Here is a 17,321-nt window from a genome sequence, read left to right as displayed (position 1 = left end):
GGGGATTCTTGGTCAATTTTTTCCGGAAAGTCCGGAATGCGACTGTAGTTTGCTTTCTTTTCTTGAACATACCCTTCTATGTTCTGGGAGCGGAGGAAGTCCCACCCGTATTTTCACTTTCCAGTCATATGCAGGGTATTCCGTTAAATAAGTTTATGCTTATTAACTCCACTAACCGCGATAACATACAAAAAAACCAATCTCAGGCTATCGAAGAAGATCGCTCATGGAAGCCGGTGACCAAGGATAGTCTTTCATTAAGTTTTACCGATGAGATATTCTGGCTTCGATTTAAAGTAGAATCTCCGAAACAGGAGGAAAGTTTAAATTGGTATCTTGTATTGAACAATCCCGGTATGGAAGATCTTGCCATTTTTCAAAGGGAGGAACTCGGTCAAAGTACATGGCGTGAAGTAGGAAGAGATCAACGCATTTCTTATATGCACCCTGCATTCCTAATCGAGACGCATTCGAATTCAAAACACGAATTTCTCATTAAAGCTTCCAGTCGTCGTTCGATAGTTCTTAATTTTCAAGTTTGGTCGCCGCTAGAATTTTCGAGTCGAATACAAACCGAGAACTTACTTTTAGGAGTCTTTTTCGGTGCAATCGGAGTCATGCTGATCTATAACGGATTTCTCGCTTTCGTAGTAAAGGATTCTAGTTATTTTTTCTACGTTCTCTATCTTCTATTCTATGCTCTTTGGCAACTCGCAGTCTCAGGAATCGGAGCCCAATATCTTATCCGCGTTTCTCCGACAGGCTGGAACGATTACCTCGTCGGCTTCGCATTTCTTTCGGTCTCATTCTCGCTTTTATTTACGCGGTCTTTTTTACATATGGAACGGGAGACCGGCTGGAGGGATTGGGCCTTCCTTATCTTATCAGTTTTTGCTATATTAGGTTTTTTTGTTTCTTTAATTCCTTCTGCTTACGGTTTTATGATGAAGGCTGTTTCTTGGTATCCGTTTCTGGCGGCAGGTTTGGTAGTTTATTCGGGTTTTTTACGACTCCGTCGAGGATATCGTCCGGCTCGTTATTTTCTCCTAGCTTGGTCGGTTCTAATCGTCTCAGTTCTAGTTACCGCAATGCGAAACCTTTCTTGGATCCCGGATTCATTCTTTGCTCATTGGTCTGCCCAATTCGGCTCCGTTATCGAAATGACTCTACTCTCGTTTGCACTAGCGGATAGAATCAAGATTTTGGAAAAGGATTCTCTCCAAGCCAGACTGGAAAACTACGATAGCCAACTAAAATTGACGGAAATTGAACAAGAACTGAAAATTGCTCGCGAATTGCAGGAAGCGATTCTTCCCGATCAACTACCGCAAGTTCCAAATTTAAAATTATCCGTTCGAAGCGAATTTGCCAGCTCCGTCGGCGGCGACTTTTACGATTTTCATTATTTGGGTTCGGATAGATTAGGAATTTTTCTGTCCGACGTTTCGGGCCATGGAATCCCCGCTGCAATTATTGCTTCGATGGTAAAATTAGCTTTTTCCATCGAAGCCAGAAATCATGACGACCCGGCGGAAGTCTTACGAAATATAAATCGTTCTTTGAGCGGTAAATATGGAAAACATTATATAACTGCAGCGTATTTACTCGTCGACGGAGTAACCGGAAAGGTGACTTATTCTAATGCGGGACATCCCCCATTAGTCGCTATTGCCGGAAGTTCCGGCATAGTCAAGGAGATATATCTGCCCGGTTGGATTATGGGGATGGATCCGAGTTTAAAGAATTCGGTAACCGAATTTCACCTGGAACCGGGAGATCGGTTAGTCATTTATACGGACGGAATAACCGAAGCTAGAAACATCAAAGGCGAAATTTTCGGTTTTCAAAGGTTTTATAAATTGCTCGGGGAAAATATCGGTTTGTCCGGAGAAATCATGGCGGAGGCTTTGTTTAAAACCGTACGAGAATTTACCGGAAACCGGAAGCATTTTGAAGACGACCTTACTTTGATAGTCTTGGATTTTCAGCCGGCTTCCGAAATAAGTCCCGTAACTGAAGTTATTTCAACCCTTTCAAAAAACTGATAAGTTCGTTCGGGACTTGAATCGGTCTTTTTCTATAGCTTTTTTTATATTCTTTTTTGTATTCCTTATGACAATTTTTGCATGAAGATTCGAGATCGCCGCTTGAAATAGCCGTATCGGTAATTTCTTTCCATTTCGATTTTTGATCGTCTAAGGCAAAATTCGGAACTTCTTTCAGGATTCTTTCTAATCCGACCTTATCACCTTTCTTAGCTTTTTTGGAAAACGGTTTAGTATAATCTTCCATAAAATCATGAAGAGTAGTTTCGGTCGATTCACCTTGCGCGGACAGGGAGAAAGTAGCGCCAGCCAACAGAACGGCTCCAATCAGAAGGTATAAGCGGAGATTTTGTTTTTTCATTATAACCTCGGTCTAAGAATTTTTACTCAGTTTCCTGATTTTCAATAAGCAGAAAAGCCATTTTCTTATTTGAAAAAGGCAGCAAAAACCGAAAAGGTATATGCATTTTTTGTGAACGAGTTTCAATGAAACGGGTCGCAAAAGACCGGCAAATAGACTGTATATCAATTAAATGATCGTATTTATCCTGATGCGAAACTGCGATTGCAATTCGACTTTGTCTTATCGAAGGTGAACTTAGTTCCGTTAAAATTTAATTCCCTGAATTTTAGTCTTTGTAGATAAAGGAATAGAATATTCTTTTAAAAATCTCCGCCAAAATAAAATATACGACTACGATTATTGCCATCGCAAAATAAAAAGGCACCGGTAGCGGTGTGAAGTCGAATAAAGTCGAGATCGGAAGGAACGGTAGAATCAGCGTTAGGATTAGGACGAAAGAAGTGGCTAACAGCAGATAAAATCCAGGCATACTTTTATAGAAGACTTTTCTTGTTCGAACCACCAATACTACGATGGTGGCGGAGACTACGGACTCGATAAACCAACCTGATTGAAATTCTTTTTCACCCGCGTCTAGCACAAATAACAGCACACCGAACGTTGCAAAATCGAATACGGAACTAAGCGTTCCGAAGACCAACATGAATTTTTGGATCGCAAGGATATCCCATTTTCTCGGCGATAAGATCCATTCTTTATCGACATTGTCCGAAGATATCGTCATCTCGGGAAGGTCGGTTAATAAATTCGTTAATAGAATTTGCTTTGGAAGCAGCGGAAGGAAACTTAAAAATGCGGATGCTCCGGCCATACTAAGCATGTTTCCGAAATTCGCACTCGTTGCCATAAATACGTATTTTAAAGTATTTGCAAACGTCATTCTACCTTGCTTAACTCCGTTAAGCAGAACGTTCAGATCGTTGTCTAGCAGAACGATATCCGCAGCGTCCTTGGCAACGTCCACTGCGTTCGCGACCGAGATCCCTACGTCCGATGCATGGAGTGCAGTCGCATCATTAATTCCGTCTCCTATATATCCGACTACGTGTCCGGTTTTTTGCAAGGATAGAATGATTCTTTCTTTCTGATTCGGTTCGATCTCCGCAAATACGTCGGTATTATCCGCTTGTCGTTGTAGAGCTTCGTCGCTCATACTCAATAGTTCGGTTCCAGTCAATATTCTCGGGTTTTCAAAGCCGACGGATTCGGCGACTTGCTTAGCGATTAGATTATTGTCGCCGGTTATGATCTTTAAGGAGATACCTAAATCATTCAGTTCTTTGATCGTTTGATCGATGTCAGGGATAATCGGATCAGATAACGTTATGAATCCTTGAAATATCATGCCATCTTCATCCGCTATCGTAACGCCGGTGCAGTTCGGTAACGATTTGATTGCGATTCCTAAAGTTCTAAATCCTTTGGAACTTAATTCTTTATATTTCGATTCGATGATATTGCGGACGGTCTCGATTGGAATCAACGTCCCATCGGGACGTTGAACGAATTTTGATATATTTAAGACGGTCTTTACCGCGCCTTTGCAAATTAGGACGGTTTCAATTCCATTCGAAGCTAAAATACTGATTCGTTTTCGAGAGAAATCATAAGGAATCTCCGCAAGATACTCGAATTTATCCGCACTCTCGACATGCAGGGAAGAAATTGCAGAATCGATCGGGTTGTTAAATCCTTTTTGAAGTTTAGAATTGATCGATGCGTAAAATAAGGATAGTTGGCTCCGTTCGCCGGAATAATCGAGGGTATTTTGGACTTTGACTTCTCCTAACGTTAAAGTCCCCGTTTTGTCGGAGCAAAGAATATCCATACTTCCGAAGTTTTCGATGGATGTTAGTTTTTTTACGATGACCTTTTTTTCGGCCATCCTTGCTGCTCCTTGAGCAAGATTAACGTTGATGATCGCCGGTAGCAGTTGCGGAGTTAAGCCAACCGCTATCGCTAACGCGAAAAGAAAGGAATCCACTACCGGTTTTTGGAGCAATACGTTGATTCCGATTATTACAAGTACTAGCACCATCGTGATTTCCATAAGCATATAACCGAATCGTCTAACTCCGCGTTCGAATTCGGTAATCGGCTGCGTTTTTTTTAAGGTATTCGCAATTTTGCCGAACTCAGTGTTAAAACCTGTTCTTACTACGATCACGTTAGCGGAACCGCTAACGACATGAGATCCGGTAAAGAGAACGTTCGTCCGTTTTGAAAGAGGAGTGGCCTTAGGTAGCGTGCCTTTAGTTTTTTCGACAGGAAAGGATTCTCCCGTTAGAGTCGCCTCGTCCACATACAATCCGCTTGCTTCGATTATCAATGAGTCGGCAGGGATCACATCGCCTACCGTAAGGGAGATGATATCCCCTGGGACGATCTCTTCGATATTCGTTTCGGACCAATTACCATTTCTCAATATGTTGGCGTTTAAACGAATCATCTCTAAAAGTTTGCGCAGCGAATCCGAAGCGCCTTTTTCCTGCCAAAAGCCGAGTACGCTGCTTATTAGAATGATCGAAAAAATAATATAGGAATCCGTTTTACCTCCTAAATTCCAGGAAATAAGGGCTGCCCCTAGTAAAATCAACGTTATCGGACTTTTAAACTGACTTAGAAACAATCGCAGGTTTGTAGCTGAGTGCGAAGATTTTAGAATATTCTTTCCATAAACTTTTTGTCGTTTCTTAGCTTCTTCATTCGTAATTCCGTCGAGGGAACAGGATAATAAGTTAAAGACTTCCCGGCTTGAATAGATCCAAAACTCTGTCGCAATCGGATTCGGTTTATCCATATGTATTCTTCAATAGATAACTTTGCTCCGAAAAACGTCGAGACATTCGCATCTTCGTTATGGGGAAGCTATTCTCTATCGTTATCCTCAGCGAATTCGCGGGTCACCGGTAGTCAGGAAATTAAATCTGTGAACGATTTTTTTAAGTATTAAATTCCAGTTTATTCTTCGGATGAAGAAAGGAAGATATAATAATAGAATTACCCCGATTCCTATGATCTGAAGTGATATCAAATATAAAGGCCATTCTCCCAAATAATCCAGGAATGATCCGTTAGCCGGTTTGTATCTTAGAAAACCGTAATTTGTATCCAGTCGAAAATCCAAAAATAAAGCGATAATAAAGTATATTTGACTATAAAGGAATACTCTCGGCACGGATCCTTTTCGCGGATATAATTTAAGACCGAAAACCAAATATAATGCGGCTATAATCAATCCGGAATGCCCGATGAAAAATAAGAAGAAGTATGCGTGCGGAAAATTAAACTGCAAATTCGGAGTAATTGCCGCCTGTATCGATCCGCCTAAAACCCAAAAATAGGAAAGCTCGGAAAAAATCCTTCGATGCGTAATCAAGGCTAGCGTTGTAACGATCATTGCCCAATCACAAAACTCCATAGGAAGATCATAACGAAGATCCCAATATCCTTTTCCGATTCTGTAGAAGACGTATGCCGACGCATTAAGTACCAGAATGGAGGCTATTCCGTAACCGATTCGTTTAACAGTTTCCCTGGTTTTTATGGATTTTGCGATCCAGATTAACGATACGGACAAAAAAAATGTTATTATTAAGATAACATAATGTTCGAAGGATCCGATTATTGATTTCATTCTTTTTCGTCTGCGAATATTTTTCGGTTTTGATTTCTAAGCGATTTATCGGCTGTGAAAACATGAAAGAATATTAAAGAATAAGAAAAGTCCATCATCGTAGTTTTGGCGGCTATTCGATACTCCTTCGAGTAAATATAAGATAACCGATTCCGTAATATTTTTCCATACGATAATTATATGTAGAGTCTATGACGAAGATGATATTTATCAACGATAGGGTAGTTCGGCGTCGAAGAGGGAGATATCGCGGCAACGATGCGGAGGGTGCGAAAGCAGTCACGGGATCAATTAAAGATTATCGAAACCGGTTTGACAAGCCGTGACCGTAGCGGAAGCGGAGCCCGGAGAAGCGTGACCCGAGCAAAGCGAGGGGGCCGCCCGAAAAAATCAATCCAACAATCGATTCCATTCCTGATCGTAATATCGAACCAGGGATTGGTTGTCTAATCGATTGGATTCGACAGGAAGCCGGGACATGTCTTCCGGAAATTCCGAAAGCGATTTTAATTCCGTGAGATTTAAGAAACGTAATTCTTTAGGAAGATCGCGGCTATAATCCGGTAATTGTCGTGTTCCGGCTAAAACAAATCCCCATTCGCCGAAAGAAGGAACGTAAACGTGTAAGGGCCTTGTTTTGAACCCGGACTCTCGGAGAGTCGTCTCCACGCACCAAAACGACATTCTTGCAAATAAAGGAGAAGTGGATTGAATTTCGACGATCGATAACGGATTCAATCGTCGTTTTAAACTTTTGTAAAATGCAGTCGTATATAATTTTCCGATGGAAAAATTGCTAGGATCCGGGAAGTCGATTAAAACCACGTCGAAAGTTTCGCCAGATTCCTCCAGCCATAAGAAGGCATCCGCATTTTGAATTTTCACTCTCGGATCGGCAAGACTGGACCGGTTGATTTGCGTTAATAATGATTGTTGTGCGAAAAGTTTGGTCATTTCCGGATCCAGATCCACCAATGTTACGTTTTGCACGCTAGGGTACTTTAGAATTTCACGGACTGCGAGACCGTCGCCTCCTCCTAATACGAGTATTCTCTTGGGATTGGGGTGCGACAGCATTGCCGGATGCACTAAAACTTCGTGATATCTGTATTCGTCTCTCGAGCTGAATTGTAAATGTCCGTTTAAAAAAAGTCTAAGTTCGCTTTTATAACGAGTTACTATGATTTTTTGAAAGCGAGTCTGTTTTGAATAAACGATTTCGTCGGTGTAAAGATTCTCTTCGCTATAAGTGGTAATCGATTCGGCAAACGCTAATCCAAGGGATAAGAATGTTAAAACGATCACCGACTTCGTTCGCAACATATTCTTTTCGCGTTCCGTTAGGGGGAGCATCCAAGTTCCCCATAAAGCCGTTCCGGCGTTTAGAATTCCGAAGAAGAAGGAGGTTCTGACCATTCCTAATTTAGGCGCAAAAAAAATAGGAAACGCTAGAGAGGCGAGAAGGGCGCCTGCATAATCCAAGCTTAAGACCTTGGAGACCAAATCCCGAAAGCCGAGTTTTTTTTGGAGAATACGAAGCAGCAAAGGGATTTCCATGCCGACTAGAATTCCCACTACCACCACGATCGCGAAAAGGGGGATCTGAAAAATTCGAGTATGCCCGAAGCTTAGAAATAGTAGCGCGGCACTCGATCCACCTAACAATCCTAAGGCGAGTTCCACTTCGAGAAATTTGGGCACAAGGTCATTCAGAAGGTACCGAGAGAGCCAACTTCCGATTCCCATGGAAAATAAATAAACGCCGATGACGAGGGAGAACTGAGTGACCGTTTCTCCGAGAAGGTAACTTGCGACAGTCCCGGCTAACAGCTCATAAACGAGACCACAAGAAGAAAGAATTAATACGGAAACTAATAGCGCCCGTTGCAGATTATTTTCCTCCGGAATACGTCGAGAACCAATTGTAATGAGACCGATAGATTCCCGGATTTTGCCTTACCGTCTTAGGAACCTTTGAAATCGTTTCATATTCGGTCGAAGCGCCCCCCGTTCGATACTGGGAGTAAAATCCGAAGGCCATCGATGCGGCAAATAAAGGATAAAGTAAGCCTTTTAAAAAATTCGACATAAACTCTTTTTAACCTCTTTTGCTTTCAAAGGAGTAACTTCGAAAGAAGGTATATATTAAGGGAATCCAAAGTAAAATTCCGAAAAGGAAGAAAGGCGCGGGACTCATCACGTCTCGAATCACTTTTACTTTATATTTAGCTCCTGCACCGTAACGAAAGTCGGATTGAGTTTCCAGGCGTAAATAATAATGTCCCGGCGGGATTTCAGCGAGCGATTTTGAATCCGACTTGGAGCCTTCGGACCAGGATTCTCCGTCGTCTACTCCATGATAGTAACTGGTTTCGATCGAAGTATCGTAAGCGGTATCGGTATCCGCATCGATCAATGCCAGGGAAAAATACATATATTTATTGTCTAAGCTGGGCGCTTCCAGTTGGATTTCCACGTTATCGGACGGACTTCCGGGAATTTCAAAAACGTCGGTGACGAACGAATTATCCTTATAGTTTGGCGATCCGATGTCGGTTCCGGGAACGGACGTTTGGGTATAATTGAAGGTCCCTTCGAAAACGGTAAGGTTCTTGGACTTTAAACAGCCGTACACTTGAAATCCGAAGAACGCGATCGTTAGCGCCGTCGCTACGAGCAAATTCCGTTTCAGACGAATCTTAAAGGGATTGGGTTCGCAAGCTCCGATATCTTCCGGCCGTTGTAATTTAGATGCGACCTCGAGCGGAACCGCTTCTTTCATCTGATCGAACGGGACAAAAGTTCCTTTAGACCAAAAGATTTCGCGATCGGTTCGTTCGGAAGAAAGCATGTACGGGGGCGATGTAAAATCTTCTATTTCCGCTTTTTCTCCCGCTTGAACTTTCCAATAGAATTCACCGAGTGCGAGATCGGTATTTGAATCGGATCTTCCATACCAAGCATATTTTTCCTTGCCGAAAATTCTTTTGAGTCCGGGAGCCCATTTCGGAATTCCTAATAAAGGTTCAAAGTAGGTCCAGTTTAGGCCGTTTTCGTTTAACCAAGCGTATCCGCCGGGATAATGAAGTAAATAATCTGTCCACTCGAATGTTTCCCCGTCTTCTTCCGTGGATTTTCGAAGAATCCCTAATACCTTCGACTCCGGGCGATTCGGTAATTTGATCGGGGTACCTAAAGGCAAGAAAATTCCTTCCTTAGAAACTTTTTCAAACTTTGCGATGACTTTCAAATCGTCCCGCTCGGTATCCATTACGGTTCCGCAATATTCGCAGGCGATTGACTTGGAAAAATCAGGTCTCAGTTGGCTAATTGATGCCCCGCATCCGACGCACTGTATCGAGCGCGCTTGGATTTGTCCGGCACCGTAAGCAATCGCATTTTCTTTTAGATTTCTTAGGTGTAACTCTTCGTACGTCGCCGAATCGCCTAGGAAAAACAGCGGCGGACTTTCGGAATAATCGATCGTGGCAAAGCGGCCTTCTTCATTTGCGAGATCCAATAAGACCGCTGTATATCCTGTTTCGAATCCGATCGGCAGTTCGCCTTCGCCTCCGACACATTCGGCCGTCATGATTTCTTTTAGAGTCCAGGTTTCTCGAAGAGTGAACGTATCCCCGGGAGTTAATTGGTCCTTTTTTCCCCCCGCCTCGTAAGCCAGGATGGGACTTCCGTCTTCGGAAGTCGGTATTTGAGGAAGAAGATTCGGCTGGATCGTAGAATCCAATTTAGTATAAAAATAAGTTCCTTGCGCTTCCCCGATCCAAGCGGTATTTCCACCGTCTTCAGCGACGTACCACTCATTCCAGAATCCCAGATCGAATTTTAGCTGAATTCTGCCGAGGACTCGGAAGTTCTTATTTCGAAAAGTTCCTTCCGTCCCGATTTTGAGGAGAGTATTGTCGTCCGCTAATTCTCCGGACGTTCCGATTTTTTCGAGATTTAGGTCATTCTTTAGCGAGAGGGTCCTACAATTCGGACAAACTGCGTAAACGGACGCTTTATTTACGAATGGTACGGGGGCTCCGCAATTAGGACAGCTTAGTTCGGACACAAAGGAAGGAAATACCGGTATGAAGACTCGTTGTCAATCCTGGTTTTATTTCGATGAAAAGAAATTTCCAATCGCAATGGGCGGTTTTTATGGAGTTAGGCTTCGTTTTGCCCGACGACGCTGACGATTTAAGCCTGGATCGATTTCACCCAACGATTTTTCGAGTTCTTCCAAAGCCGGAGACGCCCAGGTGGCGTCGTAGAGATTTTCCGCGTTGAAAATCAGGAAATTATTGTCGAAGTGAATTCGAGCATATTTATCCGCATTCGAGAACATTGCCCTATTGATCTCGTTATAAACTTCTTCGAATTCGTGGGATTGCAAATCGGGCTGGAAATCGGATAAAAATTTAAGGGAAAGTAACACCATATACTTGCGGGATTGTTTCAATAACTTTAAGGATTCGTAAAGGTACTGGGTTTTTATGCCGGGAAGATAGGGTCTAGTGTTATCCGCGATCGTCTTTTTAATAGCGGCCGCTCCTAACTCCCTGTACCCTATTTCCAATTGATGAATTGCTTCGGCGTCTTTTGTCCGGAGAGCGTATTTTGCCAAGAGATCCAATTCCCGTCGCACCTGACTTCGATTGGCCTCCACGATGCCGGAATATAAGCCTACCAAGAGTCGCTGTGTTTGCCTCATTTCGTCATAGGAATGGGGCAGATCGAATTGCAGATAGAGAGTAAAGGTTTCGATATGATGCTGGATGCAACGACGATATAATGCCTTATCGTTTTCGCTTCCGAAATTCGATATCGTGCTATTGATCGCTTTGAGATGGAATTCGTTTTCCTTCAGTCCGTGTTCAATTCGAAGTAATGCAGTTGCCCTATTGCTATCTATATCGGCTTTGATTCCGTCTATCGGCATGCCGAACAAAATCGGTAATCCGAATAAAATTAAGCCAAGTCGAAACTTGTTAGCAGGGATGCTTAGCATATTCTAATCTTCGGTTTTATAGGGGGGCGAAATTGACCTCGCGGTTAGATAAGAAGCGGTTCATGAATTTCGTTCTTATGTCTAATTAAATGCCGGATGCATATTATCGGAATTCATATCTTATTTTCTTTTTAAACGTAAGGCGTTGCCTACTACCGAGACCGAACTAAATGCCATCGCTGCACCTGCAATCCAAGGCGCCAAATAACCGGCTGCGGCGATCGGAATGCCTAACGCGTTATAGGCCAAAGCCCAAAATAAATTCTCCCGAATATTCCGCACCGTCGCTCTGCTGATTCGTATCGCGTCCGCCAGTCGTCTCAGGTCGCCTTTTACAAGAACCACTCCCGCCGTTTCCATTGCGATATCGGTACCGTTCCCCATTGCGAAACCGACTTCCGCTTTCGCCAAAGCCGGCGCGTCGTTAATTCCGTCTCCCGCCATTCCTACTTTTTTTCCGGTTGCTTGAATACTTCTTATAACCTCCGATTTTTCCTTCGGATGCAAAGATGCATGGACTTCGGTAATCCCCACTTTGGACGCGATGCTTTCCGCAGTAAGTTTATGATCTCCCGTTAAGAGTGCCAATTCCAAGCCTAAACGTTTGAGTTCATCAATGGCTTCTTTTGCGGTATCTTTTAATTTATCTTGGAGCGAGAGGATTATCCAGGAGGGAATCATCCCGTCTACTTTTCCCCAAACTACGGTTTTTCCTTCGGCTTCCCAAATTTTACTCCGAGCGATCAATTCCTGAGGGAGATCCTGGATATTGGAAGAGAGGAATTCCGCCTTTCCAACGATTACGAACTCATCGTCGATACGAGCCCGCATTCCTCCTCCGGGCTCCGCTTGAAAATCTGTCGGTAGTTCCATGCGCAGTCCTTTTTCTTTCCCGAATTCCAGGATTGCTTTAGCCAAGGGATGTTCCGAAACAGATTCGGCGGAAGCAATTTTTTGCAAGATTTCCGATTCTCCGACTCCGATCGTTAGAATTTCTTCGACTGCCGGTCTCCCTTCGGTTAACGTACCGGTTTTATCGAACGCGAGTACTTCCAAGGTAGCCGCAGTTTCGAGGGCTTCTGCATTTCTGAATAGGATACCTTGGCTAGCCGCTTTTCCCGTACCTACGAGCAAAGAAACGGGAGTCGCGAGACCCAAAGCGCAAGGACAAGCGATTACGAGAACTGCAATCGATTTCTCTAATGCAGCTCCTAAAATTCCGGGCTCCAGCCAAAAGAACCAGAGAATGAAATCCAGACCCGCGATGAGAACCACCGAAGGAACAAAAACGGATGAGATTCTATCCGCAATTCTTTGTATCGGAGCCCTCGAAGCTTGTGCGTCTTCGACGGTTCGAATGATGGATGAAAGAAGCGTGTCCGATCCTACTTTATCCGCACGAATGATCAACGCACCGTTTCCATTGATCGTCCCGCCCATGACTCGCGATCCTGCGTATTTTTCCACCGGGAGACTTTCTCCCGTTAACATCGATTCATCAACCGCGCTAGATCCGTTAAGCACAGTTCCGTCCGTCGGCATTCTTTCTCCCGGACGTATTTGAATCTCGTCACCGGGTTTCAGATATTCCGAAGGGACTTCGACCCATTCTTCGCTTTTTCGTATTCTTGCGGTTTCCGGTTTCAGCTCTAGCAGGGATTGTATAGCTTGTGAGCTTCTGCCTTTTGCAACGGCTTCCATCCACTTTCCCCCTAACAAAAACGTGAGTAATACCGCCGAGGTCTCGTAATACAGAGGAGGGTATATCGAATGCGCCGAGTGATTACCGGTTATAAGAAAAAAAGGATCGCCGACCGTGATTCCGGTAACAAGACTGATCGCTAAACTGTACCCGAACGCGGCAGTCGTTCCGAGAGCTACCAGCACGTCCATATTCGCGGCCCCGTTCCTTAAAGCTCGGAAGGCGCCTCGATAAAAAGGAAATCCGATCCAAAATTGGACGGGCGCCGCGAAGACGAATTGAACCCAAGGATTCATTAGTAATCCCGGCAGTGGTAGAAATGACAGGAATCCAAAATGAGAAACCATCGAATAAAGCAGCGGAAGTGAAAAAAAAGTAGATAATAGAAATCTAATTTTTAGCGAATTCATTTCGCTTTGATGGGCTTTACTCACTTCGACGGAGTTCTTTTCCGAATGCTCGGAGGCTTTATATCCGAGCGACTCTACTTTCGAGAGCAGGTCCGAAGTCGTCGTTTCACGATTGTGGCGCACGAAAGCGGTCTCTCTCGCAAAATTAACTCTCGCTTCCGAGACTCCCGGCAGTTTGGACAAACCTTTCTCGATTCGCAAAGCGCAGTTTGCGCAGGTCATGCCGTATAAATCGAGCGTAACTTCTTCGGTATTTCGGGTTTTATTCGGGACCATTTCCATTCCGATTTCTCCTAAACGAATATTGCAATACGGGTGTATCGTCATTTTTTCGAAAGCTTACGATACGAAGTCTCAGGAAATTCGATTTCAGGTTTATGTACCTAAATGCTCTTAACCGAAACGAGAGTATACCCTTCTTCCTGAATCGCATCCAAAAGGTCGCTTTCGGATGCGCCGCTTTCTATTTTAGCGATGCCGGTTTTCAAATCGATTTCGATCTTCGCATTCGGATCCGTCTTCTGAATGGCTTTTTTGACCGTCATCACGCAATGATTGCAAGTCATTCCATCTATCTTTAATTCTCTCATCCGAGTTTTCTCCTCTATCGCTGTGTCATAGTTTAAAGCTTCCCATCATGGGAAGGTCAATAGGCTAAATTAAAAAAAAGATAAAAAAGTCACTTTTCTTCAATCCTTCCTATTATTGGAATGTTTTACGACTAAAGGAATTCTTAGTTCGGGTACAAATTATGAACATTGGCGAGTTGTCTAAACTTACCGCGATCAGTGCAAAATTGATCAGACATTACGAATCCATCGGACTTATTCCAAAAGCCTATCGAACCGAATCGGGGTACAGAATCTACGAAGATAACGACGTGCATACGTTGAGATTCATCAAGCGTGCGCGCGGATTAGGTTTTTCTTTGCAAGAGATCAAACAGCTTTTAGGATTATGGAGAAATAAATCCAGAGCAAGCGCCCAGGTGAAAGCGTTAGCCATGTCCCATGTAAAGGAAATGGAGGAAAAAATCGCGGAATTACAGGGGATGTGCGCTACCTTACGTCATCTTTCCAAACATTGTCATGGAGATAATCGACCGGATTGTCCTATACTAGAGGAATTGGGCGGTTAGCCGGGCTTTCACTTGCTAACGAAGGGGCTGATCAAAGGACATCAAACTAAAGGCTTTTTGTCCTTATCGAAAAACTTTTTATGAATCAGATCTTGAATAAGTTCGCGATCTTCATCCGAAAGATTTACAAAAATAACATTGGCTTTCTTTCCGGAAACTCGAATCACTTCGGATTCCAGTTCCATGTTTTTACCGTTGATGGGGGCAAAAAGGAAAATCCGATCTCCTTCGAAAACCGAAGTTCTCGTTTCTAGACCGGCTCCCCCTGTTCCGATATCCACTACATGGACCGGAAACCGTTGAGACTTTCCTTTTACGGAAAAATCGGCATCAATCGTGATTTTGACGCGAGCGTTCTTCCTCTTTTGCTGAGAGGGATCCCGGTACTCGTATTTATCGTCGAAAAGAGAGTGCGTGCCCGCCATAGGACAATCATGGAGAGGTTCGAAATTCAGTCAAAGTGAAATTGAACTCTTCTTCGTGCCCTTCTTCACAAGGTTGAATCGGCTTATAGAACAAGTGAACTTGTTCTCCTTCGACAACAAAAATAGTTCTAGAAACCGTCGTCGCATCTCTTCGGTGCATGCATGGCGAAAGAGCTCCTTTTTCCGGCAAGTGCGAGGAAAGGAAATTTTTTGCCAAAGAAACGAATCCTTTCGAATCCGGCAATACGGGGGGCAAAAAATGCTTTTCGAAGATATCTCGTCTAACTACCTGCGCTTTCGGACCTTGCGTAAAAGAACTTCCGAACACCGTAAAGATACCCTTATCTTTTTCAATTTCATACGTTTTACCGTCCCAAACGAAAATGTTAGTTTCGTTCCGACGAATCCGAAATAATTTAAAAGGATAATAATGCTCGAGTTCAGAAAGGGAGTAGGATTCCGGAGTGCGTTCCTTCAAAAGAATAGAGCGTACTAAAAGACCCCGACTTGTCGGATTGCGCAGAAGTTTTAAGGTGGCTTCGTAGTAATTCAAAAGACAGATGATCTCCCCGTCTTGGGCGATTCCGATCCAAGTCCCGCCCGCATCTCCGTCTATAGGGGCAATCGTCTTCCCCGTTGGAGATTCCAATAAAACCGGAGAAAGAGAAGGCTTACGTTTTACGGATTCATCTCTGTTGAATCCAAGACCGTAGAGATTGCGAGCCGGGTCTCTGTATATTAAGGCTGTACACATCTATTATTTTCCCACGCTTAGAAAAAAATCAATTCGTTGGTTTCGGTCTATTTCGTACAGACCGTTTCCGGAGATCAATGGAAGAGTTTCTCCAAATCCTCGAAATCGATATCTACCGAATTCGGATTCTTTTCCGAAGAAAGAACGGAAGATTTTGCGGGCCTTCTCTTCTGAAAGTTTCAAATTGTATTCATCGTCTCCATGATGAGAAGTATGAAATTGGAGTTCGATTTTATAACCCGGCAGTTTGGACAAGATGGATTTTAGAGTGGATGGAAGAGTCCACCAACGTTCTTCATAGAGCCGTTCAGGAATCGAAATTCTATAGCCTTCCTTCTCTTTTATAATCAAAATTCCGGTTCTAAGACGGCCGATTTCCTCTTCTCCCTCTCTTCCAAAAAGATCTTTATAATGAAGGACGACTCGTAACGGGGCTAAGGAGCCGATCCGTCTTCCCTGATCGTCTTTGCCGGACCAAGACAGTCTTTCCGGAATCGGATTTTGTCCCGACCAAGCTCGAACGATTCTTTCCTCTTTTTCATCATCGCCGAAAGATTCTAAAATGGAAATTTTCCAATTTAGAATAGGCAATTTTTTTGAGCGAATCCGAATTTCCAAACTATCCTTGTACCAGTCGTCATCGGGAGTTACTCCGTTCGGAAAAACGTCGGATGAAAATTTAACCTTATCGTCGGTTAAGGCGAATTTCTTGGGGAAACTCGAAAATTTATCGTAACGACTGTGGATTGTTAAGCGAACAAAATATACTCCGGAGCCTATAGGGTGATTTTCTTTATCTTTCGGTTCCCAGGTCCATTCGGCAGGAGGTTCACCGAGTCCTTTAAGCGAATAGATTTGAGTTTCTTCATCGCCTTTCCGTTTAAAAACTTCCCATTCGAACGAATCCGATTTTAATTTGGAGGAAATGAACGTTGTAAATCGGATGCGGCTTAACGGAACGGTTGGGTCAGTGGAATAAAGTTCCGTGTCCGTATTGATATCGGCTCCGACCGCTTCCGATCGAAGGGATAGATTATCGATTCGGGCGGACGATTCATTGCCCGCCGGATCTCTTGCAGTTAGTTTGTAAGAGTAGAGGCCGGCAGGAATCTGTTTGCCGGATGCGTCGGTTCCGTCCCAACTCAAGGTAAAAGGGAGATCTCTCGTTCGCCAACTGTAAGATTTTATTAAGCGGCCTTGGTAATCCGAAAATTCGCCTAAAAAAATATCGGCCGATTCTCCGACTCCTTTCTGCTGGATTTGTATCTTGGATAAATTTCGGTCTTCAAAAAGAAGCAGTCGGTTTTTCGTACCGATCTCGACTTTCGGCGGGTGCGAATCCAAATAAATGGCAGCTTCTTCCGAAAGAATCCTTTCTTGGTTGGAAGTTAATAATAATAATTGATAAGTGTAATAGCCGTCCGGCACGACATTACCGTTTTCATCCTCCCCATTCCACTCTAGATTTTCCGGAACGATTACGTCTTCCGGAGCGAATTCGTTTTCGTCCCAAAAGAGGACGAATTCCTTTCTCCGAATACGATTTGCTTCAAATTTTCGAACGGACTCTCCCGAGGCATTTCGAATCGTGAGTTCCCAATCTTGCAATTTCGGTAGGGAGGAGGAATGGATTTTAAATCGAAGAGAATCGATCGAACCGTCTCGATTGGGAGAGAATGTCGTAGTTTCCGTGCTAATCAAAGAATTAGCATGTAAAGCCGAGCCCAAAAAAACCCCGAAGATCAGCGCACGCGGGATCAATTTGATACACATGCTCCTAGAATAATCCGGTTAGGAAAAATTGCATCGGTTTTTCAAATCTTTCCTAGTGTCGA

The 17,321-nt window shown here is 43.6% G+C and carries 14 protein-coding genes; 2 read left to right on the top strand and 12 right to left on the bottom strand.

Translation table 11 applies throughout. The features are described from left to right. The first annotated feature begins 8 nt into the window (after positions 1–8). On the top strand, positions 9–2,045 hold the full coding sequence (locus tag LEP1GSC058_RS11805; RefSeq protein ID WP_039948335.1) for a 7TM diverse intracellular signaling domain-containing protein: 2,037 nt from the start codon (positions 9–11) through the stop codon (positions 2,043–2,045). Here the strand turns inward: LEP1GSC058_RS11805 and LEP1GSC058_RS11800 are convergent. The 9 genes from LEP1GSC058_RS11800 to LEP1GSC058_RS11760 form a co-directional block, all read right to left on the bottom strand. Further along, positions 2,020–2,406 (bottom strand): hypothetical protein, encoded by a 387-nt coding sequence (locus tag LEP1GSC058_RS11800; protein ID WP_016549579.1) that lies wholly within the window; start codon positions 2,404–2,406, stop codon positions 2,020–2,022. The genes LEP1GSC058_RS11805 and LEP1GSC058_RS11800 overlap by 26 nt on opposite strands. Before the next feature lie 268 nt (positions 2,407–2,674). Further along, the gene (mgtA, locus tag LEP1GSC058_RS11795) at positions 2,675–5,209 is read right to left on the bottom strand and encodes a magnesium-translocating P-type ATPase (protein WP_016550927.1); all 2,535 of its coding nucleotides are present in this window, start codon (positions 5,207–5,209) and stop codon (positions 2,675–2,677) included. 87 nt (positions 5,210–5,296) lie between these two features. Beyond that, positions 5,297–6,046, bottom strand: a complete 750-nt coding sequence (locus tag LEP1GSC058_RS11790; protein WP_016549881.1) for a YwaF family protein — start codon at positions 6,044–6,046, stop codon at positions 5,297–5,299. Positions 6,047–6,436: 390 nt separating this feature from the next. Continuing rightward, positions 6,437–7,906, bottom strand: coding sequence for a polyamine aminopropyltransferase (locus tag LEP1GSC058_RS11785; protein ID WP_456297468.1), 1,470 nt, complete (start codon positions 7,904–7,906; stop codon positions 6,437–6,439). Positions 7,907–7,937: 31 nt separating this feature from the next. Beyond that, positions 7,938–8,135 (bottom strand): hypothetical protein, encoded by a 198-nt coding sequence (locus tag LEP1GSC058_RS11780; RefSeq protein WP_010415379.1) that lies wholly within the window; start codon positions 8,133–8,135, stop codon positions 7,938–7,940. Positions 8,136–8,144: 9 nt separating this feature from the next. Beyond that, positions 8,145–10,118, bottom strand: coding sequence for a DUF4178 domain-containing protein (locus LEP1GSC058_RS11775; protein WP_016549729.1), 1,974 nt, complete (start codon positions 10,116–10,118; stop codon positions 8,145–8,147). A gap of 87 nt (positions 10,119–10,205) precedes the next feature. Beyond that, positions 10,206–11,057 carry an adhesin OmpL37 family surface protein gene (locus LEP1GSC058_RS11770; protein WP_016550252.1) on the bottom strand — a complete coding sequence of 284 codons (852 nt, stop codon included), beginning with the start codon at positions 11,055–11,057 and terminating at the stop codon, positions 10,206–10,208. A 120-nt stretch (positions 11,058–11,177) separates the two neighbouring features. Then, entirely contained in the window at positions 11,178–13,445 is a 2,268-nt protein-coding gene (locus LEP1GSC058_RS11765; protein ID WP_039948603.1) for a heavy metal translocating P-type ATPase, read from the bottom strand. A gap of 107 nt (positions 13,446–13,552) precedes the next feature. Next, positions 13,553–13,759 (bottom strand): heavy-metal-associated domain-containing protein, encoded by a 207-nt coding sequence (locus LEP1GSC058_RS11760; protein ID WP_016550730.1) that lies wholly within the window; start codon positions 13,757–13,759, stop codon positions 13,553–13,555. 161 nt (positions 13,760–13,920) lie between these two features. Here LEP1GSC058_RS11760 and cueR point away from each other — a divergent pair, with 161 nt between their 5' ends. Beyond that, positions 13,921–14,307 (top strand): Cu(I)-responsive transcriptional regulator, encoded by a 387-nt coding sequence (gene cueR / locus LEP1GSC058_RS11755; RefSeq protein ID WP_016550341.1) that lies wholly within the window; start codon positions 13,921–13,923, stop codon positions 14,305–14,307. 41 nt (positions 14,308–14,348) lie between these two features. Here cueR and LEP1GSC058_RS11750 read toward each other — a convergent pair whose 3' ends face one another. Genes LEP1GSC058_RS11750 through LEP1GSC058_RS11740 form a run of 3 tightly spaced genes read right to left on the bottom strand, consistent with a single transcriptional unit; the run spans position 14,349 to position 17,259 of the window. Then, a complete protein-coding gene (locus LEP1GSC058_RS11750) occupies positions 14,349–14,732 on the bottom strand; it encodes a PilZ domain-containing protein (protein WP_039948333.1) in 384 nt (127 codons plus the stop codon). 7 nt (positions 14,733–14,739) lie between these two features. Further along, a complete protein-coding gene (locus LEP1GSC058_RS11745; protein ID WP_016550418.1) occupies positions 14,740–15,486 on the bottom strand; it encodes an NRDE family protein in 747 nt (248 codons plus the stop codon). Between the two features lie 3 nt (positions 15,487–15,489). After that, positions 15,490–17,259, bottom strand: coding sequence for a cell envelope biogenesis protein OmpA (locus LEP1GSC058_RS11740; protein ID WP_039948332.1), 1,770 nt, complete (start codon positions 17,257–17,259; stop codon positions 15,490–15,492). Positions 17,260–17,321: the final 62 nt, after the last annotated feature.

The sequence above is a fragment of the Leptospira fainei serovar Hurstbridge str. BUT 6 genome, from assembly GCF_000306235.2.
Lineage (GTDB): Bacteria > Spirochaetota > Leptospiria > Leptospirales > Leptospiraceae > Leptospira_B > Leptospira_B fainei.
This window is presented reverse-complemented; position numbering and strand designations above follow the sequence as displayed.